The organism is Cypionkella sinensis, assembly GCF_042646385.1.
GTDB lineage: Bacteria > Pseudomonadota > Alphaproteobacteria > Rhodobacterales > Rhodobacteraceae > Cypionkella > Cypionkella sinensis.
The window spans coordinates 107,356-131,857 of the sequence record NZ_JBHRTO010000001.1 but is presented as its reverse complement, the minus strand read 5'-3'; the positions used below and the strand labels follow the sequence as shown (position 1 = coordinate 131,857).

Annotated in this window: 22 protein-coding genes; 9 read left to right on the top strand and 13 right to left on the bottom strand. The window is 58.1% G+C overall.

Annotation, left to right across the window (positions count from 1 at the left end):
- Positions 1 to 55 precede the first annotated feature (55 nt).
- From ACFOGH_RS00640 to ACFOGH_RS00630, 3 genes are read left to right on the top strand one after another with little or no spacing between them, the layout of a single operon-like run.
- Positions 56 to 1,240 carry an ABC transporter substrate-binding protein gene (locus tag ACFOGH_RS00640; protein WP_380071128.1) on the top strand — a complete coding sequence of 395 codons (1,185 nt, stop codon included), beginning with the start codon at positions 56 to 58 and terminating at the stop codon, positions 1,238 to 1,240.
- Complete coding sequence (locus ACFOGH_RS00635) at positions 1,237 to 2,913, top strand: ABC transporter permease (RefSeq protein ID WP_380071127.1); 1,677 nt, start codon at positions 1,237 to 1,239, stop codon at positions 2,911 to 2,913. Before ACFOGH_RS00640 ends, ACFOGH_RS00635 begins: the two co-directional genes overlap by 4 nt.
- Positions 2,910 to 3,539 (top strand): ATP-binding cassette domain-containing protein, encoded by a 630-nt coding sequence (locus ACFOGH_RS00630; RefSeq protein ID WP_380071126.1) that lies wholly within the window; start codon positions 2,910 to 2,912, stop codon positions 3,537 to 3,539. The genes ACFOGH_RS00635 and ACFOGH_RS00630 overlap by 4 nt, the downstream gene beginning before the upstream one ends.
- Before the next feature lie 94 nt (positions 3,540 to 3,633).
- On the opposite strand, the gene ACFOGH_RS00625 is transcribed toward ACFOGH_RS00630, so the two are convergent.
- Both ACFOGH_RS00625 and ACFOGH_RS00620 read right to left on the bottom strand, forming a co-directional pair.
- Positions 3,634 to 4,110, bottom strand: coding sequence for a dihydrofolate reductase (locus ACFOGH_RS00625; protein ID WP_380071125.1), 477 nt, complete (start codon positions 4,108 to 4,110; stop codon positions 3,634 to 3,636).
- Positions 4,110 to 4,943, bottom strand: a complete 834-nt coding sequence (locus ACFOGH_RS00620) for a thymidylate synthase (protein WP_380073937.1) — start codon at positions 4,941 to 4,943, stop codon at positions 4,110 to 4,112. Before ACFOGH_RS00620 ends, ACFOGH_RS00625 begins: the two co-directional genes overlap by 1 nt.
- A 248-nt stretch (positions 4,944 to 5,191) precedes the next feature.
- Here ACFOGH_RS00620 and ACFOGH_RS00615 point away from each other — a divergent pair, with 248 nt between their 5' ends.
- The 3 genes from ACFOGH_RS00615 (at position 5,192) to ACFOGH_RS00605 (ending at position 8,123) form a co-directional block, all read left to right on the top strand.
- A complete protein-coding gene (locus ACFOGH_RS00615) occupies positions 5,192 to 6,148 on the top strand; it encodes a hypothetical protein (RefSeq protein ID WP_380071124.1) in 957 nt (318 codons plus the stop codon).
- Positions 6,149 to 6,288: 140 nt separating this feature from the next.
- Entirely contained in the window at positions 6,289 to 7,539 is a 1,251-nt protein-coding gene (locus ACFOGH_RS00610; RefSeq protein WP_380071123.1) for a hypothetical protein, read from the top strand.
- 155 nt (positions 7,540 to 7,694) lie between these two features.
- Entirely contained in the window at positions 7,695 to 8,123 is a 429-nt protein-coding gene (locus ACFOGH_RS00605; RefSeq protein ID WP_380071122.1) for a VOC family protein, read from the top strand.
- Between the two features lie 98 nt (positions 8,124 to 8,221).
- Here the strand turns inward: ACFOGH_RS00605 and ribD are convergent, their stop codons facing one another.
- The 9 genes from ribD to ACFOGH_RS00560 form a co-directional block, all read right to left on the bottom strand.
- Positions 8,222 to 9,289 (bottom strand): bifunctional diaminohydroxyphosphoribosylaminopyrimidine deaminase/5-amino-6-(5-phosphoribosylamino)uracil reductase RibD, encoded by a 1,068-nt coding sequence (gene ribD, locus ACFOGH_RS00600; protein WP_380073936.1) that lies wholly within the window; start codon positions 9,287 to 9,289, stop codon positions 8,222 to 8,224.
- A gap of 14 nt (positions 9,290 to 9,303) precedes the next feature.
- A complete protein-coding gene (gene nrdR, locus ACFOGH_RS00595; protein WP_299474984.1) occupies positions 9,304 to 9,771 on the bottom strand; it encodes a transcriptional regulator NrdR in 468 nt (155 codons plus the stop codon).
- Between the two features lie 266 nt (positions 9,772 to 10,037).
- Positions 10,038 to 12,071 carry a hypothetical protein gene (locus tag ACFOGH_RS00590; RefSeq protein WP_380071121.1) on the bottom strand — a complete coding sequence of 678 codons (2,034 nt, stop codon included), beginning with the start codon at positions 12,069 to 12,071 and terminating at the stop codon, positions 10,038 to 10,040.
- A 192-nt stretch (positions 12,072 to 12,263) separates the two neighbouring features.
- Positions 12,264 to 13,214 carry an SOS response-associated peptidase gene (locus tag ACFOGH_RS00585; RefSeq protein ID WP_380071120.1) on the bottom strand — a complete coding sequence of 317 codons (951 nt, stop codon included), beginning with the start codon at positions 13,212 to 13,214 and terminating at the stop codon, positions 12,264 to 12,266.
- A 148-nt stretch (positions 13,215 to 13,362) separates the two neighbouring features.
- The gene (locus ACFOGH_RS00580; protein ID WP_380071119.1) at positions 13,363 to 14,262 is read right to left on the bottom strand and encodes a DNA cytosine methyltransferase; all 900 of its coding nucleotides are present in this window, start codon (positions 14,260 to 14,262) and stop codon (positions 13,363 to 13,365) included.
- The gene (locus ACFOGH_RS00575; protein WP_380071118.1) at positions 14,234 to 14,440 is read right to left on the bottom strand and encodes a Com family DNA-binding transcriptional regulator; all 207 of its coding nucleotides are present in this window, start codon (positions 14,438 to 14,440) and stop codon (positions 14,234 to 14,236) included. The genes ACFOGH_RS00580 and ACFOGH_RS00575 overlap by 29 nt, the downstream gene beginning before the upstream one ends.
- 128 nt (positions 14,441 to 14,568) lie before the next feature.
- On the bottom strand, positions 14,569 to 15,087 hold the full coding sequence (locus tag ACFOGH_RS00570) for an AAA family ATPase (protein ID WP_380071117.1): 519 nt from the start codon (positions 15,085 to 15,087) through the stop codon (positions 14,569 to 14,571).
- A 59-nt stretch (positions 15,088 to 15,146) separates the two neighbouring features.
- Positions 15,147 to 16,478 (bottom strand): transposase domain-containing protein, encoded by a 1,332-nt coding sequence (locus ACFOGH_RS00565; protein ID WP_380071116.1) that lies wholly within the window; start codon positions 16,476 to 16,478, stop codon positions 15,147 to 15,149.
- 30 nt (positions 16,479 to 16,508) lie between these two features.
- The gene (locus ACFOGH_RS00560; RefSeq protein ID WP_380071115.1) at positions 16,509 to 17,012 is read right to left on the bottom strand and encodes a hypothetical protein; all 504 of its coding nucleotides are present in this window, start codon (positions 17,010 to 17,012) and stop codon (positions 16,509 to 16,511) included.
- A gap of 334 nt (positions 17,013 to 17,346) precedes the next feature.
- Here ACFOGH_RS00560 and ACFOGH_RS00555 point away from each other — a divergent pair, with 334 nt between their 5' ends.
- The 3 genes from ACFOGH_RS00555 to ACFOGH_RS00545 all read left to right on the top strand — a co-directional run bounded on the left by ACFOGH_RS00555 (position 17,347) and on the right by ACFOGH_RS00545 (position 18,895).
- Positions 17,347 to 18,069: a S24 family peptidase gene (locus ACFOGH_RS00555; RefSeq protein WP_380071114.1), complete on the top strand. Its 723-nt coding sequence runs from the start codon at positions 17,347 to 17,349 to the stop codon at positions 18,067 to 18,069.
- 60 nt (positions 18,070 to 18,129) lie between these two features.
- Positions 18,130 to 18,612, top strand: coding sequence for a hypothetical protein (locus ACFOGH_RS00550; protein WP_380071113.1), 483 nt, complete (start codon positions 18,130 to 18,132; stop codon positions 18,610 to 18,612).
- A 73-nt stretch (positions 18,613 to 18,685) separates the two neighbouring features.
- The gene (locus ACFOGH_RS00545; RefSeq protein WP_380071112.1) at positions 18,686 to 18,895 is read left to right on the top strand and encodes a hypothetical protein; all 210 of its coding nucleotides are present in this window, start codon (positions 18,686 to 18,688) and stop codon (positions 18,893 to 18,895) included.
- Between the two features lie 246 nt (positions 18,896 to 19,141).
- On the opposite strand, the gene ACFOGH_RS00540 is transcribed toward ACFOGH_RS00545, so the two are convergent.
- Positions 19,142 to 20,830 carry a hypothetical protein gene (locus tag ACFOGH_RS00540; protein WP_380071111.1) on the bottom strand — a complete coding sequence of 563 codons (1,689 nt, stop codon included), beginning with the start codon at positions 20,828 to 20,830 and terminating at the stop codon, positions 19,142 to 19,144.
- A 500-nt stretch (positions 20,831 to 21,330) separates the two neighbouring features.
- Positions 21,331 to 23,970 (bottom strand): S1 RNA-binding domain-containing protein, encoded by a 2,640-nt coding sequence (locus ACFOGH_RS00535; protein ID WP_380071110.1) that lies wholly within the window; start codon positions 23,968 to 23,970, stop codon positions 21,331 to 21,333.
- Between the last annotated feature and the right edge of the window lie 532 nt (positions 23,971 to 24,502).

Sequence of the window (24,502 nt, the reverse complement as noted above, 5' to 3'; positions counted from 1 at the left end):
GGCCTGCAGGCTATATCGGGTTGATATAATTCGGATTTTGACAACAGGAGTTGCGATGAAGAGATCACTGCTGGCCTTGCTGCCGTTGATGTTTGCCACGCCTGCGCTGGCCGATTGGGCGCAGACGCTTGAGGCCGCCAAGGGCCAGACGGTGTATTTTAACGCTTGGGGCGGCGATGCGCGCACCAATGCCTTCATCGCTTGGGTCGGCACGCAGACCGAGGCGCAATATGGCGTCAAGGTCGAGCAGGTGAAGCTGAGCGATACCGCCGAGGCGGTGACGCGGGTGATCGCAGAAAAGGCGGCGGGTCAGGATACCGGCGGTTCGGTTGACATGATCTGGATCAACGGCCCGAATTTTCTGGCGATGAAGGATCAGGGCTTGCTGCATGGGCCGTTCGTGGCCGATTTGCCGAATGCCAAGTATCTTGATCTGAGTGCAGGGTCGGCGGCTTCGGTGGATTTCACGGTGCCAGTCGAGGGGATGGAAAGCCCGTGGCGGCTGGCGAAGTTCGTGTTCAGCTATGACAGCGCCAAGGTCAGCGATCTGCCGGATACGATGGCGGGGTTTGTGGATTGGGCGGCGGCGCATAAGGGGCGGCTGACGCATCCTGATCCGTCGAATTTCATGGGGGCGACGTTTCTGAAGCAGGCGTTGATCGAGATGGCGCCTGATCCGGCCGTGTTGCAGCAGCCGGTGACGGATGCGGCTTTTGCGGCGGCCAGTGCGCCGCTGTGGGCGTGGTATGACGCGCTGCGGCCAAACCTGTGGCAAGAGGGGGCGACCTTTCCAGCCAGCGCCGAGGTGCAGAACCAGATGCTGAACGATGGCGAGGTCGATGTGTCGACGTCGTTCGATCCGGCCTCGACCGCCGCCGCGATTGCCGAGGGCACGTTGCCTGCGACGGCGCGGGTGTTCGTGCCGAAGGCGGGGAGCATTGGCAACATCAGCTTTGTGGCGATCCCGTATAATGCCGCCCATGCGGCGGGGGCGGAGGTGGTGGCGAACTTCCTGCTGGATCCTGCGACTCAGGCGCATATGCAGGATATTTCGGTGCTGGGCTCGTTCTCGGTGCTGGATCCGGCCAAGCTGGATGGCGCAGGGGCTGCGGCCTTTGCGGCGCTGCCGAAGGCTGAGGCTTTGCCGGCGCTTGAGGGTCTCGGGCCGGTGCTGCTGGAGCCGCACGCGAGCTGGATGACGCGGCTGGTTGACGAATGGGCCAAGCGTTACACCAAATGAGGCACCTGCGCGGCCCCATTCTGCGCGGCACTGTGCTGGCGGTCGTGCTGCTGGGGCTGATCGCGCCGATTGTGGTGGGGTTGGCGGAAACCACACGCGCGGCCTTTGGCCAATTGCCCGCGCTGGGATATGCGGGTTGGTCGCTGGAGCCTTGGCGGATGCTGCTGGATCAGCCGGGGTTTGTGACAAGCCTGCGGTTGACGCTGGTGACGGGGGTGGGGGCGACGTTGGTGGCCCTTGCCTTGGCGGTGGGGTTTTGTGCGGCGGGGGCTGGGCGGATGCGCTGGCTTGCGCCGTTCCTCGCGGTGCCGCATGCGGCGATGGCGGTGGGGCTGGCGTTTGTGCTGGCACCCTCGGGCTGGATCGCGCGGGTGTTCGCCGCCCTACTCGGCTGGGATCAGCCGCCCGGTATGGCCAGCGTGCATGACGGTTGGGGCATGGCGCTGCTGCTGGGGCTGGTGGTGAAAGAACTGCCGTTTCTGCTGCTGGTGATGGCCTCGGGCCTGAGCCAGTTGCCGGTGGCGCGGCAGATGGCGGTGGGGCGGGCGATGGGCTATGCGCCCGGCGTGGTGTGGATCAAGGTGATCTGGCCGCAGCTTTGGCCGCTTATCCGGCTGCCGGTTTGGGTGGTGCTGGCCTATGGGTTGTCGGTGGTGGATATGGCGGTGATTTTGGGGCCGTCGAACCCGCCGACTTTGGCTGTGGCGGTGGTGCGCTGGTTCAACGCCGCAGATGTGGCGATGATCTTGCCTGCCGCGGCCGGGGCGCTGGTGCAGACGGCTGTGGTGGTGGAGGCGGTTGCCGCGCTGTGTGGGGCCGAGGTTGTGCTCCGCCGCGTGGGGCTGTGGTGGCTGCGGCGCGGCGGGCGGGGTTGGTCTTGGGGGCCGGGTTTGCGGGTGGCGCAGGGTGGCGTGGGGGGGCTGATGGCCTTGGCAACGCTGGCGCTGCTGTCGCTGCTGGTATGGTCGCTGGCGTGGCGGTGGTCTTTCCCGATGCTGTGGCCAGAGGGGTGGTCGGGCGCGCTGTGGATGCGGGCGGATTGGCGCATGGCGATGCTGCACACGCTGGTTCTGGCGGCGGTGACGGTGACGCTGGCGCTGGTGCTGGCGATCTGTTGGCTGGAAGCCGAGGAGGACCGCGCCCGCGCGCCTTGGGCCGAGGCGCTGATCTATCTGCCGCTGCTGGTGCCGCAGATCGGCTTTCTGTATGGCTTGAACGTGGTGTTCCTGCGCGCGGGCGTGGCGGGCGGTTATGCAGCGGTGATCTGGGGCCAGCTTTTGTTCGTGTTTCCCTATGTGATGATTGCGCTGTCCGAGTCGTGGCGGGCGCTGGATGCGCGGTTGTTGCGGGTGGGGGCGGCCTTGGGTGCCGGGCGCTGGCGGCGGCTGTTTGCGCTGCGGTTGCCGATGCTGCTGCGCCCGATCCTGACGGCGGCGGCGATTGGCGTTGCGGTTTCGGTGGCGCAATATCTGCCGACGCTGTTTCTGGGCGCGGGGCGGATTGCGACGCTGACGACCGAGGCGGTGACGCTTTCATCCGGCTCGGATCGGCGGGTGACGGGGGTTTATGCCAGCCTGCAAGCCGCCCTGCCCTTTGCGGCCTATGGCTTGGCTGCCCTGATCCCGGCGTGGTGGCATCGCGACAGACGCGATTTGCGCGGGGGGGCGGTATGAGTCTGGAGTTGCAGGGATTGGCCGTGCAGCGCGGTGGTGCGGCGCTGTTCGCTCCGCTGGATCTGCGGGTGGAGTGCGGGGCTGTGGCGGTGGTGATGGGGGCTTCCGGCGTGGGGAAATCCACCTTGCTGGATGCGATTGGCGGCCATCTGGCGCATGGATTTTCCTGCACTGGCCGGGTGTTGGTGATGGGGCGCGATGTGACCGCCCTGCCCGCCGAGGCGCGCCGCATCGGGGTGATGTTTCAGGATGCGCTGCTGTTTCCGCATCTGTGCTTGGGCGATAATCTGGCGTTCGGCTTGCCTGCTACCTTGCGCGGGCGGGCTGAGCGGCGGGCGGCGGTCGAGGCGGCTTTGGCGCAGGCGGGGTTAGAAGGGCTTTTTGCGCGCGACCCCGCGACGCTGTCGGGCGGGCAGGAGGCGCGCGCGGCGCTGATGCGGGCCTTGTTGGCCGAGCCGCAGGCGTTGCTGCTGGACGAGCCGTTTTCCAAGCTGGACGCGAGTTTGCGTGCCGAGATGCGGGGGTTTGTGTTTGGCCATGTGAAGGCGCGCGGGATTGCGACGTTGATGGTGACGCATGATCCGGCCGATGCGGGGGCTGCGGGCGGGGCGGTGGTGGAATTGTGAGGACGGGTTTTGGGACTGGCCGCCGGGGGCTCGCCCCCGGACCCCGAGGATATTTAGGCGCAGAGGATGATAATTTTAGATAAAGTTTAGGGGTTTAGCGGCGCAGGTATTCGGTGGCGGTGCAGCTGGGGTTTTGCGCGCGCAGCGGGATGGCGGGGCGTTGGTGCCAGTCTTTCGGGTCGAAATCGGGGAAGAACGCGTCGGCATCGGGGATGTCGAGGCTGACTTCTGTGATCAGCAGGCGATCGGCCAGCGGCAGCAGCGCGCGGTAGATGCCCGCGCCGCCGATGCCGTAGCTGCGCGCGTAGCCTTGCGCGCGGGCGAATTCCAGCGCGGCTTCGGGGGTGGCGAAGACATGCTCGGTGAGGGAGGTGTCTGACGAGACCACGCAATTCAGGCGGTTTTTCAGGGGCTTGAACGGCAGGCTTTCCCAGGTCTTGCGGCCCATGATGATGGCCCCGCCGGTGGTTTCGCGTTTAAAGAACGCCAGATCCTCGGGCGCGTGCCACGGGATCTGGTTGTCTTTGCCGATAGCCCCATTGCGGGCGCGGGCGACGACGAGGCTGAGCATCAGACGGCCACCGGGGCTCTGATCGCCGGATCGGGATCGTAGTTCAGCACCTCAAAATCCTCATATTTAAAATCGAAGATCGAGGCGACTTGGCGCTTGATGCGCAGGGTGGGCAGCGGTTTCGGCGTGCGCGCCAGTTGGGTTTGCACCTGTTCCAGATGGTTGGTGTAGATATGCGCGTCGCCCATGGTGTGAATGAAATCGCCCGACTCATACCCCGTCACATGCGCGAGCATCATTTGCAGCAGCGCGTAAGAGGCGATGTTGAACGGCACGCCCAGGAACATATCGGCCGAGCGTTGATAGAGTTGCAGATGCAGTTTGCGCCCGGCGATGCGCACTTGCCACAGGGTATGACAGGGCGGCAGCGCCATATTCGGCACCTCGCCGGGGTTCCAAGCCGAGACGATCAGACGGCGGCTGTCGGGGGTTTTGCGAATCGCTGTGACCAGATCGGCGATCTGATCCACGCTGTCGGCGTAATAGATCGCCCGGCCGCTGGCATCAGCGCCCGCCGGGGTGAGTTTGGGAAACCGCCGCCACTGCGCGCCGTAAACTGGGCCAAGATCGCCGTTCGCGTCAGCCCATTCATCCCAGATGCTGACTCCATTGGCCTTGAGATAGCCAATGTTAGTGTCGCCGTTCAGGAACCACAAAAGCTCGTGGATGATAGATTTCAGGTGCAGTTTCTTGGTGGTGACCAGCGGAAAGCCCTGTGAGAGATCATAGCGGCATTGCATCCCGAAATGCGAAATCGTCCCCGTGCCGGTGCGATCGGTGGAGGACTGGCCCTCGGCCAGAACGGTGCGCAGGGCGTCGAGATAGGTGTGCACGTCGGTTTTCCGTTTCAGCTTTGCGGCATGATCCTGCCGCGCGAGACAAGCTGTTGTCGGGTGCGGCATTGGGTTAACTACATATAGGCATAGTCCGTGCCGCGCGCCAAGTGTGAAGCTGCGGCAGGGCTGGGTGATGCGGGGCGGGCACAGCAGGCAAAGATTGCGCGGCAAAGTCGAATCCGCTTTGACTTTCAAGGGTTTTGCACGCAAAGTTGATGTGATTTTCGTGAAGCGTGGGGCCGTTGATGAAACCGTTTACTCTGTTGTTCGCTGCGGCGCTGATGTTGACAGCTTGTGGCGGCAACCCGTTTGTCGACACGCCTCCTGTGGACCCGACCGACCCAACCGATCCTGACGCGCCCGTAACGGTTGATCCGAAGGTTGCGGTGGATTTGCGCTCGGTCACTTATAATCCCGATGGGGCGGGATCGCTGACGATGAACATCGACGGCCTTGCCGGCAATACTGCCAATGTCCCCTTCGTGCGGAATGGCTCGCTGGATGTCGCTGGATACGAGGCTTACACCTATCAGAACCGGATCACGCAGCGGTCTTATATTGCGCTGGTCGCTACAAACGCCCGCACAAGCCTGTTGGCGACGGCAGTGTCGGATGGCGGTCAATCGAACCGGCACATGGGCGGTGGCAGTTTTGCTCGGCTCGACGTGTTTACCAAGCCGACGACAGGAACCTTCTCTTATGCGGGCACCTATGCCGGAATTTTCGCGCCTGGCGACGCGACAAGCGACTTGCCGCCGGGATTGGTGGCGAACCGACCTTACCGCGTCCAAGGCGATGCGTTGGTCAACGCCAGCTTCGTCAACAGCCAGGTGGATGGCAGCGTTGCGAACCGCTGGCTGCTGGATGCCTCGGGCAACCGCATCGATCTGAACGCGGACGGTGTCGTGGACGATGAAGACAGGCTGGTCGACATTTCATTCCCCCGCATGGACATCACGGCCAATGGGCAGTTTCTTGGTGATGTCGAAGTGTCGGCCGCGCCGGATGTGCCAGATTCTGGCAGTGCGATCGGCACGGTGAATGGCGTCTTTGGCGGTGCAGGGGCAACCGACGTGGCCGGAGCGATCGTGATCAATCCGATCCCTGGCAACAACGGTATTTGGGAGCATGGCGTGTTCAACCTGCCCCGCTGTGGTCTGGCGGGCGAGTCGCCGTTGTGCAATCCCACGCCTCTGCCGTGATAAGCGGGCTGCGGTCGCGGGCCCGCGCCATTTGGCTTGGGCTTGGCTTGGCCGGTGCAATTGGCTTTGGCGGCGCTGCAACCGCGGAAACGGTGCAGTTTTCGCTGGATCAAGGCCGGGTCGTTGCGCGACAAGCGCTTATGTCGGGCAATGCCCAACTGGCGCGTGCTTTGGCGGCGGGCTTGTTGCAGGCCGACCCCAACGACCCCTACGCGCTGTTGATTATGACTGCGTCCGAGACACAACTTGGTCGCCCCGCCGAGGGCCGCAAAGCCGGTCGTGCGGCGTGGGTTGCGGCGCGCGGTCTGCCGGATGGCCTGCGTTACGACATTGCCCGTTACACAGCATTGGCCGCGCTGCAGGAAGGCCGTGTTCTGCCGACCCAACTCTGGCTGCGCCGGGCGCTCGACGTCGCACCGACTTCGCAGGCGCGCGCGCAAACGATAAACGATTACAAAGCATTACGAGAGAAAACGCGACTGCGCTATGCGATAGATTTGTCGTTGACACCGAGCGACAATCTGAACGATGGCGCGTCCAGCAAGTATCTGTCGATTGACGACTGGTTCGTGCTGGGCATGTTGTCCGGCTCGGCGCAGGCTTTGTCCGGTCTGCGGGCCGATGCACGGGTGCGGCTGATTTACCGCTTGCGAGAGAGTTCCACATCGCAGACCAGTCTGGGCTTTGGCGCCGCAGCTTCGCGTAACTTCTTGTCGGATGAGGCCAAACTGCTGGCACCCGATCTGCGCGGCAGGGACTTGGACCAAAGCGCCGCCGAGTTCAGCATCACGCAGGATTTTTTGTGGCCGCAAAGCCAACATCCTATCAGCACCACTCTGGCGCTCGGGCAAATCTGGCAGGCGGGCACTGTCGCAGGGCCATATCTGCGTATGCAACTAGCAACACCACTGCTGCAGCGCCCAGAGGCTAACGTCAGGGTGGAGATGACTGCGCAACGGTCTTGGCGCAGCGATTCCACGATTGATGCCAGCGCCATGTCCCTGGAGGGTCAACATCAGCTGGGCGGCGGTGTGTTCTCTTGGGGAATGGCGATCAGCGATGTGGTCGGAACAGGGATGAACCAAAGTTACAATCGCGGTTCAGCCAGTCTGGGCTATAAGCTTGATAAACCGATTGGGCCGGTGACACTTGCTACCAATTTGACGGCGGGTAAGAGCCACTACGACATTTACCGCCTTTTGGGGGCGCAAGTGACCAAGGGGCGCACAGACACACAGTTTGATCTGAGCATCGACATGACATTTCCGAACATTGGCGTGATGGGCTATGCACCGACGCTGAGTGTTTCGAAAGTGATGACGCAATCCAACATCAGCCGGTTTGAGAGCAACGGGCTGAATATATCGGTAGGCTTCACCTCGCAGTTTTAAGACCTTTCCGTTGGGCTGCCGTGCAGCGGCCAGCGCGGCTTGGTCGCATTGCCGGGGTTTTTGGGCAGATTTTCCGCTGATCAGGAATCTACGGCACGCTGGCCCTCGCCTTTCGCGGTATGCCTGCTAGGTTCGGGCGCACAAAGGAGACAAACATGACAATTCGCTATTTGCACACCATGGTCCGGGTGCTGGATCTTGACGCCTCGATGGCGTTTTACCGGCTTTTGGGGCTGGAGGAGACCAAGCGTTACACCAATGACAAGGGGCGGTTTACGTTGGTGTTCATGGCGCCGCCCGGTCAGCCGGATTGCCCGGTGGAGTTGACCTATAACTGGGATGGCGACACCGGGTTGCCCTCGGACAGCCGTCATTTTGGGCATCTGGCCTATGAGGTGGACGATATTTACGCCACCTGCGCGCATCTGGCGGCCAATGGGGTGGTGATCAACCGCCCGCCGCGCGATGGGCATATGGCGTTTGTGCGCTCGCCGGACAATGTCTCGGTCGAGATTCTGCAGAAGGGTGAGTCGCTGGCTCCGGCAGAGCCTTGGGCTTCGATGGGCAATACCGGCAGTTGGTGATTTCTGGCGGGGGCGTCTGTTGCGGCGTGCGCCTCCCGCGACCGGGAATGCTTTGGCATTCCGAGCTGAGTATTTTTGCCAATGTGAATGGTTAAGAGTTAGAAGGACCAGAGGCTATAGGCGTCTGGTCCTGTTGCTTTTGTCTCGCGCAGGGTCAGGCGCGGGGCGTCTTTCAGGGCGGTCAGGCCAAGCGCGGCAAGGCTGGGTTGGCCATCGGCCCCGATCAGGGCGCCTGCGGTGAACAGGGCAAGGTCATCGACCAGCCCGGCGCGGATCAGGCTGGCGGCGAGGCTGCCGCCGCCTTCGCAAAAGATACGGGTCAGGCCTTGGGCGGCGAGGGTTTGCAGGGCGGCGCGGGCATCTATCTGGCCGTCTACGCTGGGGATTTCCAGCAGGGTTGCGCCCTGCCCTGCCCAAGCGGCGCGCGCTGCGGCGGGTGCTGCATCGGTGTGCAGCATCCAAACCGGAAAGGCTTTCGCGGTTTGGCCCAGACGACTGTCGGGGCTGTGGCTGAGGCGGCTGTCCATCACGATGCGGACGGGCTGGTGGGACGCGCCGATATCGCGCACGGTCAGATCGGGGTCATCGGCGCGGGCGGTGCCGGCGCCGACCAGCACGGCATCATGGTTAAGCCGCATCGCATGCACCATGCGGCGGGAGGCTGGCCCGGTGATCCAGCGCGACTCGCCGTTTGCGGTGGCGATGCGACCATCCAGCGTGGTGGCAAGCTTTAGCGTGACGAAGGGCAGGTCCTGCGTGACGCGCTTGAGAAAACCCGCATTGGCGCGGATCGCCTCGGGTTGCAAGATGTTTTCGGTGACGGCTATGCCTGCGGCGCGCAGGATGGCGTGGCCTTTCCCGCTGACGCGTGGGTCAGGGTCTTGCAGCGCCGAAACCACGCGGGCGATGCCTGCGGCGGCCAAAGCCTCGGCGCAGGGGCCGGTTTTACCGTGATGGGCGCAGGGTTCCAGCGTGACATAGGCCGTTGCCCCGCGTGCCGCAGCGCCCGCTTGACGCAGCGCCATCACCTCGGCATGCGGACGACCACCCGGTTGCGTCCAGCCACGCCCGACGATGATACCGTTGTTGACGATAACACACCCCACCGCCGGATTGGGCCAGGTACGACCCAAGCCCCGCGCAGCGATGCGCAGGGCATGGGCCATGTGTTCGGGATCGCTCACTCTTCCGCAGAGGTGCCGGGGCGGAGTTCGGACACGAAGCGGTCGAAATCATCAGCGGCCTGGAAGTTCTTGTAAACGCTGGCAAACCGCACGTAGGCCACGGTGTCGATCCGCGCCAGGGATTCCATCACAATCTCGCCAATCACCTTCGACGAGATGTCGGTATCCCCAAGGGATTCAAGGCGGCGCACGATGCCAGAGATCATCTGATCAATCCGTTCAGGATCAATCGGGCGTTTCTGCATCGCGATGCGGATCGAGCGTTCCAGCTTGGTGCGGTCGAAATCCTCACGCTTGCCAGAGGTTTTGACGACGACGAGATCGCGCAACTGCACGCGTTCGTAGGTGGTAAAGCGTCCGCCGCAAGCAGGACAGAAGCGACGACGGCGGATCGAGACATGATCCTCGGCGGGCCGGCTATCCTTGACTTGCGTATCGACGTTTCCGCAGAATGGGCAGCGCATAGGCTCCCTCCTTGCTTGTTATTGGTGACTGCCTCGGCCCCGGCTATGCTGCCGGGTTATCCACAGACCCTAGCGCCAATCCCCACGCTTCGCCTAGAGGGCTGATGAAGGATACTGCATATAGCGGCAGACTGTGGCGTGCAGGACTCAGGTTCGGTGTGTGAACCGCGCCGATTGTGGCGTGACTGTTGTGGCGTGACAGCAAAGTTTGCACAGTTTGACAGCAGAGTCTGCAGCAACGCGGTTTTTGATCTATGAGCAATCTGTCAGCGTCGCCTAAGTCCTGCAGCGTGGAGGGAAGCCTGATTTCGACTCCATGCGTCGTTGACCAAGTCAGTCCACTGAATCACTTCAATTGATCCTTGGAACTCCCCCTCCAGCATGCGCAGACGCCCTTGGCGGTTCGCCGTTGTCTTCCAACTTGAAAGCTGAGTTTTCAGATCCCCAATTATATCCGCGACAACATAGCAGTAGAAAATGCAATCAGGGGCAATCCGCACGCGTTCTCGGCCAAATGCTTCGACCTCACCTTCCTTCAGCTGCAAAAGATATTTGGTGATCTGTTGCTCAACCTGATCTTCCGCCTTTTGATAGTCTCGTCGGCCGGGGCGCTTGAACTCTACGATCATTACTTTGCGGAGCGGCTCTGATACGTCGACACCGCCCTTCTTATCATTCGGATCGACAGCACCTAAGCCATAGGCCACATCCCAAACCAACAAGTCAGGTCGATCGGCGGTGCCTCCCTCTTTCAAAATTTTGTTCAAGCGCACGTCAGAAGCAAATCCTCGCGTGAAGGCCAAGCGTTCATCAACAATCCACAGATCATGGTCTCTGCTCTGCGGAGTAAGGCCTTCAGAACCTTGCACACTCATCGGTACTATAAACGAATGCAGTGTTTTCTCGAGGTGAAACCCATCAGGCTTGCCCTCTTGAACTTTGATCCGCCTTATTAGTTTTTCCATGAGCTCGAGAACGAGCTTCCGCCTGACGACATGTTGCGCCAATGAAAGGCGTTCAGCGTCCTGCAAATTTTTTGCGGCGCTTACTACTGTTTCAGCAAAATTTGCGGGCACGTCCTCGACGCCTTCTAAGGTGGCTATGACCTTCTCCATCGCGTCCTGCCTGGCTTCATCCTTCCGAATTTGGTACTTCACCAGACCCGCAGCAAAATCCTCTGGTTGGGTCGCGTTGAATGGCACTCTTGAAAGCTGCGTTTCAGTGTCTTCAAAACCATAAATTGGGTGACGAGAAATGAAGTCTTCAAATCGCTCCCGCCGCGCAATTTTGTACTCTTCGACTTGATCGAGAAGCAGCTTTGACTTGACGACCTCTACGCACTGCCGCGTCAGCTCTTTGAGGGTTTTTTCGGACAAATTGAAAGCTGTGCGTCCTTCATTCACTCTATCGTTCAGATACTCGCCGGAAACACACGCATGGAAGAAAAGGCCTTCCTTTTCACCTGCCTTGATGCCGGCTATGCCCAGCAAACCATCAATCTTTCTCGATTCGACAGTTCGACCGTTCCCTAGCAGATGCAGCTGATGGTTACCGTCTAGCCCTGTGCTGGCGCTGGGATCACACGCAAACGCCTTGATCTCCAAGATCCCAAAATCATCTGTCTCGAACTGGCCTGTCTCCATTGCAGGACCCTCGACCAACTCAGAGATCACCTTAGGAAACTCAGTTATGTCACCATCGATATCGACGACAACCTTTGGTCCAGCACCAACCAGAAAATCCGCAATGAAGTGGGCAGAGAAGTATCGAAGAAACGTGTCTGCGCGCTTGGGAAAATGATCCTGATAAGCCTTAATCCTAAGACCACTAAAGCTAATAGAGACGCCCGGCTCGGACATCAAAAGCGTCGGGATATCTGCTGCTTGATTTTGAATCTGGTCTTCATTTCCAAGTTGGAAGCGGAATGTTCGGGGCACCAGTTGCATCTTTTCAATGTACGAACTTCTAACGACAACATCAGAGAACGCGTCCAGCCAAAAAAGCCGCCCTACCCCCTTGCCTCCCTTCAATCGCTTGAAATCAGTATCAATAACGCAGAATGCCTCGAAACGAGCTTGATCTAGGCCTATGCCATTGTCGGCAACATCTATCTTTAGCATGTCGTTATGGCCAAGATTTCGGATCGTCACCCGCACTAGACCCTCTGACCCTGCTTTAGCTTCAAAGCGGTCCTCGATAGCGTAGAATGCATTACTGATTGCTTCAAAAAGCGGCTGGAGCCCCTGAGCGTGGTTCGATGGTTTGGCCAGCTTTCGCACCCGATTTTCGATGTTTGGCACTAAATTGGGCACTTCAAGACTCTCCGTTCAAACCTCGTTTTCACTCTGTCAGACACTGCTCTGAGTGTCACTCAGCAAGATAGCTTCCGCTCAGACGTCGCGTTTGAGACCGGCTAAATTTTCTTCTTGAGCGTCACGTCGGCCGCGGATACCGGCTACGCATAATTGGCCGCCCTAACATGTCACCTCAACCTAGAGCGAACCGTTTAACCGACGCAAAGCTCCATCCGGCAGCGGTCGCTGCAGCAGCGCGGCCATCTCAAAAGGTACTCCCAGCCAAGTTTCCCACTCGGCCGGTTTGGTCAAAATCACCGGCATCGCCTTGGGATGCACCGACCCAACCTCGGCATTTGGCGCGCAGGTCAGAAAGGCGAACAGGTCGTCGACGGTCTCGCCATCCTTGACCTTGCGAAGTGATTTCCAGCCGCGCACTTCGATCCCCGCAAAGAACATCGGTGTGCCTTCCTCGGCGGGGCCAAACCACTGGTTGCCGCCCGGTTTAGGTTCGGCAAACGACGTCACGGGAACAAGGCAACGATGGGCAGGTCCCAGCCAGCGCCGCCAATGGGGCGAGGCGAGATTGCGAACGTTGGTCACGCCGGGATCACGTGCGGTCTTTAGCACCGAAGGCGGCGACGGCATGCCCCAGCGCGCGCGCACCAGCTCAAGACCGTCAGGCCGGTGGCGAATGATGGGTGCCAGCCGATCTGGGTAAATGTCGCCCGGCTCGAGGTTGCCTGTGCGGTTTTCCAGCCCTGCGAACAACTGGCGCATCGCGTCAACGGCCATGGTCTGATTATAGAGATTACACACTTCGACATCCTCAACTGCGGCGTTTCCGCGTGGCGCATTGGGTGAATAATAGCCGGGCTGTATGGTTCCGTCTGCCAACTCTAAGGTCGGAAACGCCGTGAGAAATCCAGTGGCATCCTTTGGATCGCGGAAGTAGGCGGCGATGGTATCCCCGACCCCTGACCGACTGCCGCCATGGATGGCAAAATTCGCGCGGCCGACGTGCCTATCAAGCCAACTGTGCATCGGGGCCATCATCGATCCAAATCCCCGCCCAGGTACTTTGATAAAGACGCGCACCGGGAATGCGCCGTCGTCGATCTTGGATTGAGGGGTTGTTCTCCGCGTCATTCAACAAGAACAATCACGGAACAGCATCGAGTCGCAAGTGTGCGTATGAGCGGCCAGTTTTGCAGGTACGAGCTAGGTAAATCCAGATTGATCGACGAACTATATCTGAGCCAGAAACGGGGCATTTAAGCCCCGTTTAAAGGGTGGTTTACACCATAAGCTCTGCCTTCAACATGCGCCACGCGCGCGCTGCAGCCAGTGGGACCACCCCGTTACCGGCCGACACGGTTCGGTCCACCCAGGAGGCCAGCCCATCATCCAGTCGGTGAATGCAGGGTTTAAGCTCAGGCTGTTGCCGGAGCGCTGTTCCCCATTCAGCAAAATCGCCCGGCAAGGGTGGGAAGAGACCGGGCGGCTCGGCTCCCAGCCCACTGCCATCAGCATGTCCCACAAGAGCGTCCAGGCCTGTGCTGCATTGCCGGTGCCGATCTGTTTGCCGACTTGGTTGAGGTCGCGCCGGAACGTCACCCCTTTCGGCGAGATCACGAGGCAAGCCCGGTTTGCGGCCATGGTGGCGGTCGGCGTGGGCCAGAATGAACAGCCGGTCGCGGATGTGCGACCCGCCAACTTCCGCCGCTGATACGACGCACGCTGCAACCCGGTAGCCCATCTCTTGAAGGCTTCCGGCGACAACGTCGAAACCAAGGGACAGATGGCCGCTGACGTTTTCAAAGAAGGCCCATTCTGGCTCGGCTTCACGCAGGATTCGGGCGACTTCTGGCCAGAGATGGCGGGGATCGTCTTCTCCTTTGCGGTGGCCCGCATAGGAGAACGGCTGGCACGGATAACCGGCAGAGACGATATGAATGCGGCGGCGCCACGGGCGGCCGTCGAAACTTCGCAGATCGTCCCAGACAAGAGCCGGAGCCAAGGCCTCGTCTGCCATCCGCGCCACGAGAGTGGCCGCAGAGAAGGCGTTCCGCTCGACATAGCCCACAGTGCGGTATCCGGGCTCTGCGAGGTGAATGCCGAGATCAAGCCCTCCGACGCCGGCGCAAAGGCTGAGGCCGCGAAGGTCTTCATGTCGTTTGGGGGGATGAACAGCCACACGAGTGGTCCTTTCCAGCGCGGTCCTGCCGCTGCGGGTGTGGGCTCGTGTCTGGCCTCAGATGATTGAACGCCCGGCAGCGCGGGCATTTGATGGAAAGGGCACCGCTGAGCGCCCCTGCCTGCATTTTAAATAGCAACCGCGCACAGGCGCAGCAACGAATCTCTTGATCCGGCATGTAGAATCGACCCAAGTTCGCCGCGCCTCTCGAGAGGTGGAGCGGCCATAATTTTACTCTGGTCGGCGGGGGGTGTTTTAGCGGACGTTTCCCCGTGCTGGAGGGTGTTAGCGCACCCCCCGGCCTCCTTAAAAGGCCAGCAGTCTGGTGGTGCTAGAAACCCAAGACAACACCCGACTGGACACCCGCTCCCAGCGCCGCAGTTGCTGCGGCAGGGTCTCTTCCCCCATCAGGATCACCGGCACCTGGGTCTGATCATGCAAATGGCGCACGGCCTCGATCATCTTGTCGCTGAGGATCTGGTCGGCCTCGTCGATGATCAGAGGCCGATCCGAGCGCGCCAATTCTTGTGCTGCCTGATCGAATAGGCTGGAAACCGTCTTGGTCGGGCGCAGACCCAACTCCAGCACGATCATTTCCAAAAGTTTCTTGGTGCCGCCGAAGGGCAAAGCCTGCACATGACAGGCGTTGAATTTGTTGGTGCCAAAGATGCCTGCCGTGCTTTTGCCCAAACCCGCAGGACCGTAAAAGCACCCCATACCCGGAAGCCCCGCCGCCCGGTTTTGCGTCGTGATCACCAACTGAGCAAAGCGGCTGACGTTTGCCAGCGCGGCCACATTGTTGATCGGCGGTCGTTCGTCTGACATCGTGATCTCCTGCATTCTAGTGGCTGCCGTGGGATCTGCTCGGCCCCCGACAGCTCTGTTCATCCAAAAATCGCGTCGCCCTGCATTTCCCAAAGCATGCGCTCGGCGGCATAGGCGGGGTGGGCTTGGTAGGCGGTCAGCCAGCGCTGCTGATCCTTGGTGATCCGCCCGCCTGCTTCCAAAATTCGTTCCAGATGCAGCGCCTCGCGGAAGAGTTCGCGGGCGTCATCGCTCTTGTCCGAAGTGGCGGTAGTTGCCGACCGGCGGGCGGCCAGATCGGCCACAATGGCCGCCTGCCCTGCCTTCACCTGATCTTCTGAGAACGCCGGGGCTGGGCGCGAGGCGTCCAATAGCCCTTTGCCTTTGCCGAACACCGGTTTGACGACCTTCGACTCTGGCGCTGCGACCTCGACGGGGGCGACCAGGTCCATCATGCCGCCGAGTTCTGCCGCCGACAGCTTCTTGTGCGCTGCGGCCAGTTGCTTTTCGGCCTTCACGAAATCCTTGAGCGCGCGCGCGTGGACCCGTGCCTCATCCGCATCAAAGAAGCCGACAGCCTGGCGGATTGGCGCATGGCCGAGATAGGCCTCATCGTGGCTGTAGATGTGCAAACCGGCGCGGAAATCAGCCGGATCAAACCGCGCGATGACGCGCTGATCTGCGATTTCGTGCATCCAAGCCGCCCAAAACTCGTTGCCCTGAAACCAGATAGCACCCGAGTTCTTGTCCGCCTTGAGATCCTCGGCACCCATCAGCCACATCCGGCGCTGTGCCTCCGTGGCCTTGCGGATCGGGGCAACTGCATAGCTTTCGTCGAAGGCATCGACAAAGCTGCGCCCAAACGCGACCGCCGACCTGCGGTTCTGCCGCGCATTGTGCTCGGCAATCCGCTCGCCCAAGACCTTCAAAAAATACTCAAGCTCGATGGCCTTGCTGCCATAGTCTTCAGGCTTGGCCAGAGGCGTGTTGCCCGTGTAGGCGCCATCAAACCGCACGTCTTTGGCGATGCTGCTGCACATGTCGCGGAATGCCCGCTCGATGGGCTTGGCCTGCCCGTGATAGGGTGTGGCCCAATGGATTTCGCAGCCAAGCTTGTTGAAAATGCCCTGCGGATCATCCTCTTTGATCTTGAAGCGGAAGCGCGTCGATGCCCCGCCCGTCAGGAACTTGGCGGCAAATTCCCGGCCATTGTCGAACAACACATGTTTGGGGATGCCGTAAGCTTCAATCATGTCCCCGGCACAAAGCTGCACCGCCGTGCTGTTCGGGGTCTGATCCACTCGCCAAGCCAGGATGCGCCCGGAATATATATCCTGAAAACACACCATCTGCGGACGGGTGACCCAATGCGCCTCAAGCCGCACCATAGCGCGCAACAAACGAGCCATCATGCGATGTTCCTTTTTGACTGGAAGCCCATGCTAATGAACTCCTTGAGCTTCTTCCGCGGAGCGATCGGGAAGCGCAGCTAGCTGTGATTGAACGGTCTGGGGATCAGCAGCGTCTGTTAGAACCATGCCGAAACAGTCCCAAAGAGGTCTTTGTGTCTCTGGGAGAAGATCCCGCAGCGCGGGATCGAAGGCTGGCGAAAATGACGCCTCAGGACCAGCACATTCTGTTCCTTCAGGCGCAGTATCACGGTCTTCTAGCAGCCAGAGCAATACGGCTCGCAGCCAGCGCTGCGAACGTGAAGGGGATGAAACACCGCAAAGCCGCGCGACATGTGGCTGAAGCCTTTTCTCAAGCTCCGGCCCCGCCAACACTATGGGATATAATGCTGCTTGAACTGCCCGATCGATAACAATGCCCGGCACGCAGATCCGCGACACGTCCCGCAAACTGGGGCGCTTAGATTTGCTCTTCTTGCTAGGCCGGGCGCGCTTCAAAGGCTTGGTCGTGGCCGAAGCTTCCAAATCCGCCATCATGCGGCCTCCTTCTTCGATCTTGGGGGGCGAGAAATGTCTGAGGGCCATTCAAGGTCGAGCGGCCAAATGTCGGAAAACCACTGAAGAACTTGGGCGGCTGTCTTAACAGTGCAGCTTTTTCCATCCGCCAAACGACGAAAGAATTGCCCATCACCGCGCGCAAGATACGACACACGCCAATGACTTAAGTTCTTGTGAGCAGCGTACGCGGTGCTCAGATTTATAAGGTCGTTGTGGATGTTTTTGCTCATGGCAAAACCATAGCGGATAATCTTATCTGTGCAAGATAATTTTATCCGTATCCGAATCGATGAGATAAGTTTATCTTACGTCGATGCACGCACCGATTTCCGACAAGAAAGCGTTTGTAGACGAGCTGCTCGCGCGGTTGCGGGATCGTATTTCATTGACGCGGGAGAGCGAGAAAGAGTTCGCAAAACGGCTCGGCAGTAGCGAAGCACTGTTCAAGAACTTGACTAGCGGCAGTCTTCCCGCAGCTGATAGATTGACAGTATTGCTGAATGAGATCGGCGAGACATTGGTGTTGGGCGCAGAAGTGAAAAAGGAGCCGCCTGCTCCCGCCGAACAAATCAAGCTAGACGGTGTCGACTATGCGAGTATCGCGTTGCATGAAGCATCACTGTCCGCTGGTCCGGGCGTTGTAAACGGTATGCCCAATGTCATCGATCACCTCGCCTTTCGACGTGACTGGCTCAAACGTCTTGACGTAAATCCAGACATGGCATGCCTCGCCCGTGTAATTGGCGACAGCATGTTCCCTACCCTGAGCCCGAACGACATGGTGCTGATCAACACCCGCCATAAAGAACCGCCGATCCGAGCGCGCGGCAGCAAGGACAAACGCCGCTCGTCGATCTACGCCTTCGTCCAAGACGGCGAAGCCCGCGTGAAACGCATCGAGCGCCCCGAGCCCGACCTCATCATTCTGCTATCCGACAACCCAGACCACCCCCCCGAAACGCTAACCGGCGCGCGTGCGACATCCCTCCAAATCATCGGCAAAGTGGTCTGGTGGGGCCATACGAACAGAGAATGACGCAGGTCAAACGTTTGCGTCTTTTCTCGCTGCATCTGAGCCAGCGGGACAGGAGTTATAATGCCAAAGTTAGCCATTCTTGCGGCAGTTGCCGGACTGGTTATAGCACTGCCAGCCGTCGGCACTTCTCAGCCAGCAATACCAATCAGCGAATGCGAATATTCGCAATCCTACGGTCCTGACACATACTATGAAGACCACGCAGATCTCGGCGGCGGCTTCATCATGTACGCAGAGCGATCAAAACATGCCTTTAACGTCCTCGCCGTGGACTGCTTTTCCGGGGCGACTCTTAGAATTGATCATGGAAGTGATGATCAAAAAGCCAACATGAACGTTCAGAAATCCATTGAAAAATCTATTGTGAATTCAGCAAGATCATCTGAGAGAGTGACGCTTTCCGCGCTTAAAAAGCAGTTCTCGTCGAGGGGCATATGGACAGAGTTGTCAGTTTCGAACGTAGAGCACTGCGCTTGCGCCGCATTCTACCCCGAAGCAAAGGGCGAGAAGGAAGACTGGGAAGTTCGGTTAAATCACCCATGAAAATGATCGGTTAGTCGGTACGATAGTGAAAAATGCGCAGGAGTGAGCCATTGCCGCCCGCAAGAAACCCCCATTGGAACGAGCCGCCCGCGCGCTCTGCCGACTTCGCGGCCTGCCAGAAGACACCGGCTTTAACGGCCTGCCAATGTGGCACAGCACCGTCTCCGACGCGATGGACGTCCTGGAGGCAGCGCTGTCCCCCGAACAACTGCAAGAGATGATCCCCGACCATCCATTCCCCGAGCTGCACGACCCGAAGCAAAAACACCATGACCTGCCGTAGGGCATCTGCTGTCCTTAGAAAACGACAGTAGTTTGATGGCAGCAGGCGTCGAATTGCACGACCGATGTGGGTGAAGTCTCGGGCACGCTCTCGACAGATTTTTGCACGCAAAAGGCAGGAAGCTGATCTGAGTATCTGAAGCATGAGTGATCACCAAGCATAAGTAGCGGACGATTGGTGAGTTGGGGTGTTTGTGTTTGTGGCGGTCGCGGTTGAAGTAAGACGCTCGTCTTACATCTTCCATCTTCAAAGTGGCAATATATTGTCCGATTGTTGGGCGCGAAGTACGCCGACCAATCTACGGAAATCTCCGTCGTCCGACGCCTGTTTCCAGAAGTTAATGAACCGGCAGACGATCTGTAAGTTGCCCAATGCGTAATGGCCGTTGCTGTCGATTCGGTCCAAAGAAGGCAGCATGTTGTCATCCGTCTGAGTGCCTCTGAATTGGAGAGGCAAGCCGGTGATCGCGCATCGATCTTCCTGAATTTTGAGGATGTCTCGGATCAACTTGTCCAACTCTGTGTCGGACAAATGCAGTTCCTTGTTTTTGACCGTAGTGGGGACCACTTGACCGTTGGAATTGAATACCGTTTTACCTACCGAGTACTTGATCTCAGCGATCGATTTTTCTCTTGCCCCAAGATAGCGCGCGTCGGCCTTCTCGCCCTTTGCCAAGTCGCCCTTTGCCTCTTTGCGCAACAGGGTCGCAAATAACCACATCAGGGAGTGTGCATCGATCAGGCGGACATAGGCCAATTTGGCCTGCTTCGCGATGGGGTCGCGCAGTGCGTCTAGAATACCGTTGAACTGGTTGTAGTTTTCCCAGTTGCAGCTGCGCAGTGTGCGGAACCCCAAACCGATCTCGGCGAACACTCGGTCGAACCCAGTGGGCTGGATCGGCATGAAACGGTCCATGTCCTTGAGGAAGAACAGGTAGGCCATCAGGGGGTATTTTGCTCCGGTTGCCTCACTCAATTCGTCGAAGATCTCTCCTTCGTCCCGGCCGGTGCGATAAAGTTGAAACAGGAGCTCCTCGATGGTTTTCAGGCCCGTGCCCGTTGCTGCTGCTTCGATCAGGGCGCGATGCTCGCGGTTGGCGTGGCCAAAGCGGTTTTGCCAAAACACCATATTATTGGTCAGGTCACCGTGGGTGGCCTGTATTTCGATGGCATCAATGACCTTGGCGACGATGCCGCCGGAGCCGACGTGATCCTGCGTCCAGCTGTCGGCCCCAAGGCGAGTCAAGGCAACTTCGCGCACGCGCGGCTTGTAACTTTCCCAAGCGGCGATGAGACCTTCATCAAAGCCAGTGAATGGCTGATCAAAGGCCGCGATTAGGGACTGAAAGCGGGCGAATGACGCCTCAAAGCGTATGGATCCAAGTTCACTGTCGACTGAGCTGCGAAACGCATTGCGCAAAGGCTGATCAACCAAACCGCCAACCAACGGCGGTTCTCCAAATACAGAGACCTCAGTCACCCGAAGACCCAAGGCTCTTTCCTTGTCATTCGCCGAAATCTGAGGACTCCAGGCAGCAATCGCACGCCCCTTTTCGGGCTGATAAGTCTCAGACGCGACTCGATCGAGGCGCACCGCTTGAGTTACCCGCCAAGCTCGGCGAACCGGTAGCGCGTAAGTCCATTTGTCGGCCCATCCATTCTGATGTTTACGCTCGAGCCCACGAACAGAGGATTTGTCGATGTCCCGAATTGGCGTTGGGTCAATCTGCAGAAATCCCAATACCTTCAAAACATCCGAAGACGAGGTGCTGCCCGAGCCCGCCCCATATATCATCATCAGATCGCCCGGTGCGACCTTATCCATGACGTGCTTGCGGTTGGCCTCTTTGGTCCAACCGATGTAGCCGTCTTCTTCCGGGCTGAAGCCGAAGAAAGACCGAAGCGATATGTTGGGGAATGGGTCTGAGTCGTGCATGTTCTTCAGCGGCTTCTAAAACATCGGTGGCAGGTACCAACGCTTCAAGCTAGCTGCATGATGCGACAGCTAGCCGTTACTTCATAAATTGAGATCTCGAATACACTCAATGTGCTGCGACATCAATGAACGACGGGCACCAATAGGCCCCTACCACAACTGCCCGAGTTTTGCTGCGTTGCGGTTCGACGGGCGGCTGTGGGGAATGCCGCCACGCAGCATCCCGGACAAGTGAGCGGCGACTATGGGCCGACAGCGTAGATGCAGCACGCCAAAGCTCAGCATGCAGCATTGCCGCATGACAGCTGCGAGCCCACTGCCGCCATTCACACAAATGGCTGGACCGATTTAGTATGCACAGTTGCAATTACGGTAACGGCCCGGAGCCGCAGTTTGAAAATGAACCGAGCCACCACAAGTTCTCCCTCAAAGCGGAATCTCTTCACCGGGAGTGGCGCGGCGTTGCAGGATTGCCAAATATGGTGGGCAGTGTCACTTTGCTAAGTGGGAATGCTCTTCAGCCCTAGCTTCTCAGTGTATTGATCGACATTAGTCACAATCACCTCGATAGCATCACCAATCGTTTTGGTCAGATCAGCGGCACTCGCTTGGTTTGAGTGAAGTAGACCTGACACTTCATTATCAAACTTCACAAATATGCCGAAACCTTTCACCGCAGAGACGATACCAGAGACTTTCCTACCAACAGGGAACGCCTCATCTACGCCTGCCCAGTTTCCTACCATTTGCTTTTCACGAAATCTAACTGTCTTTCGAAGTGAACTCACCGAGATTAGCTCTGGAGCATCGCTGTCAGGAAAGACCATGCGGTAGTCTTCTAGCGCCAATTCGCGCTCTCGCTCCAGAAAGCTGACTAAATTCCTTGCGTTCATCAAAGCGGTGCGATTCTCAAAATGGATGGTCGGATTTTTTATGCGCTCCTTTATCGCATTAGCGACGGGTTCTTCACGAAACCACGTATCCTCAGCCATCGCAGAAACATAGTGTGGATTATTGAGCAAGAATAGATGCGTCCGTCCCGCTGGCGAAATCGCGATAAGCGTGCTCAGTTCAATCCCAGATAAGCTAAAATCTTCGCTGATTATGCAATGCTTCCCAACGAGATAGTTGATTTCGCGAAGGATGATGTCCTGAGTCATACCAAATTTTTCAAGCTCTGGCAGCATGTCCACACCACGCATATAGCCATCCTTTCGCGCGCTCTGCCCGTCATGTGCGATACCCGAAAGTAATCTGAGGATAGCGACGCGACAAAAAAACGACGGCTTCTTATCGTCGATGTCCGCAGCCATGAGATTGACAACGTATGAGTGATCGCTGTCATAATACCGACGCTTAGGGCGAAGGATGACCCTACTGACAAGCTCCAAGGGCAGCGCATAGCTGCCTCCCGAAGAGAACATTTTGAGTATGTGATCCTCTGAAATGTGCCCGCTAGAACAAAACTCCAGAAATATCTCCATAGCGCGCCGCATATTTCTCCCAGCAAGCCCAATCAACAGTCGACGAATATTTTCCTCGCTATCAAACACAGACCGCAGAATAGACGTAAGATAAGAAATCTTATCAGCGGCAGTATAGGTCGCCTTCATTGAGTTCGGAAGGTCATAGGAAAAACGCTGGTTGGGGTTCTCTCTGAGGCGTTTGACCGCCACATCTACGCGTTTTTTGAGGATGAGGTCAAACCTCGGTGGCTCTATCCGAAACGCCAAATCTTTAAGCGCTGTGTCCAGCGGCGGCCGATCATGGTTATTATCGTATGTCTCCTCACGCATCGGCAAGAAGATCATGGCATCAAATTCTGTTCGCAACCATTGTGCGGCTTCGAACATTAGGAGTTGCTCAGGTAGCTCTCGTTTGTCGCAGTTATCCAGCACAATTACAACAAGGGCAGACTCGCGACTGGAAAGGTACTTGCAGTAGCAGCTTGCGACCTTGTGATCGTCCGCGAGACTCTCGTCTAACCTATCCGCAAGTTTTTCGTTCCACTTATCTTTGTTCCCTTCAAGAAGCCTGCCAGTTCCCTTCCTAAAGCTTTCAACGTCAGCGCGAAAAATTTGCTTGATTATTTCCAGTTCTTCGAAGTCAACTTTCGGGAGCTGTGCCTTGACACCAGCTATAATTTCCTTCCTTAGCCACTTGTATATTTCATCGTGCGAGACGGGCGCTACGTTCATATTGATGTGCAGCCAGCGAGTACTGCGGCGAACGTCAGCTGGCAGCGCCGAAACCCTAAGGTGGTCAACGAAGGTCGTCTTTCCGGCACCAGCGGAGCCAATCAGTAGCATCACTTGGTTGGCTAGGTTTTGACCTTGTCTTAGTTTTTTAATGATTGGGACTGGATTGCTAGTGTCATCAAGCTCCACAGCAAATTTCTCTGACGGTGAAATGATAGCCGCAAAGGTTCGATCAATAGAATCTACGTATCTGTTTCTGCGTTTCGACGGAATATAGCACTCGGCAGCGATTACGTTGCGTTCTGAAATGTTCCCAGGATCAAATAGGCCCCTGAAGTCCGTTTTGATTGTCGATCCGAAGGAGTTGAGCCCTATTTCTTCGGTCTGTGCAGCGCCGCCACCTACCAGCTTTCTTGGTTTGAAATACCGAACTGGTCGCATTTTTTTGACTATTTGTTCTCCCCATCTATCCAAGGAAGAGAAGCCAAATTGAAGAATGAACTTTGAATAATCTATGTTCTCGCTGCTGAAGTTGTCTGACAAAATATCAAAAAGGGGATTTTCGTCGTTGTTATATCCAGCAAGAAGCCGAGTTCCATCGCAGGCCACTACAAATTTGACTGGATCGATGTCCCCAGTGTGCTTGGAATTAATTTCCGCAGCATACAACCGGGCTTCTCGTAGTGCTTCTACGAGATCTTCCCCTGGCGATTTGGCCTCAACGACCATTATTGGAATGCCGCGATGCATGTAGAGGTAGTCAGGAAAATAGTTCTTTTTACTACCGCCTTTATCTATTGTCACCGAGCGGATGCTTTGTTTTGTGTAAATATTGTTAGGTGGCAGCATGAGCCCGTAGGGGGATTTGGCTGTCATAAGAGGCATTAGGAGCTTTTGCTCGACATCGCTTTCGTTCAATAACTGACTTGAATCAATAATCATATCGCCGCCTTGCTTTACACGCCTACGCAGGTTTTGGGCCCACACGAAGTGTCCACCCAGCCATAGCCGACGATGAGTTGTTAGCGCTGCGTTTGCAAGACCTTTGACGTATTGCTTCTTTAGGTGGCGTGCTCTGCGTGGAACTGCTCCGCTTGACATCGGGCGCACTCGCTGAAGAGGAGATTAGCCGCAAAGTAAGGCAGCATAAGCCGACCAGTTCAGGTCAAGACCTTTGTCCGCTTTGGCTCAGGGTTGTCGATATTCATGAGGTGTTGCCAGCGCCCACCCCCGCCCTTCGTGCCGATCAGGCCGTTCTATTGACCTTTCCCATACTACTTAGCGAACGGCAGCTCGGTCAGCATAGGCGATACTCGTCCTCCGATTGTGCTGCTTTAGGGGGAACAGCCCCCCCCCGAAGCCGAAGTGCCCGCCTCTCGGATCTACCCCATCACCGAAAATCAGTTCCCACTTCCCGTCGTCTGCTCCAGCAGCATTTCTCAGCGTTCATTGCGTGAAATCAAACACTTGCGCC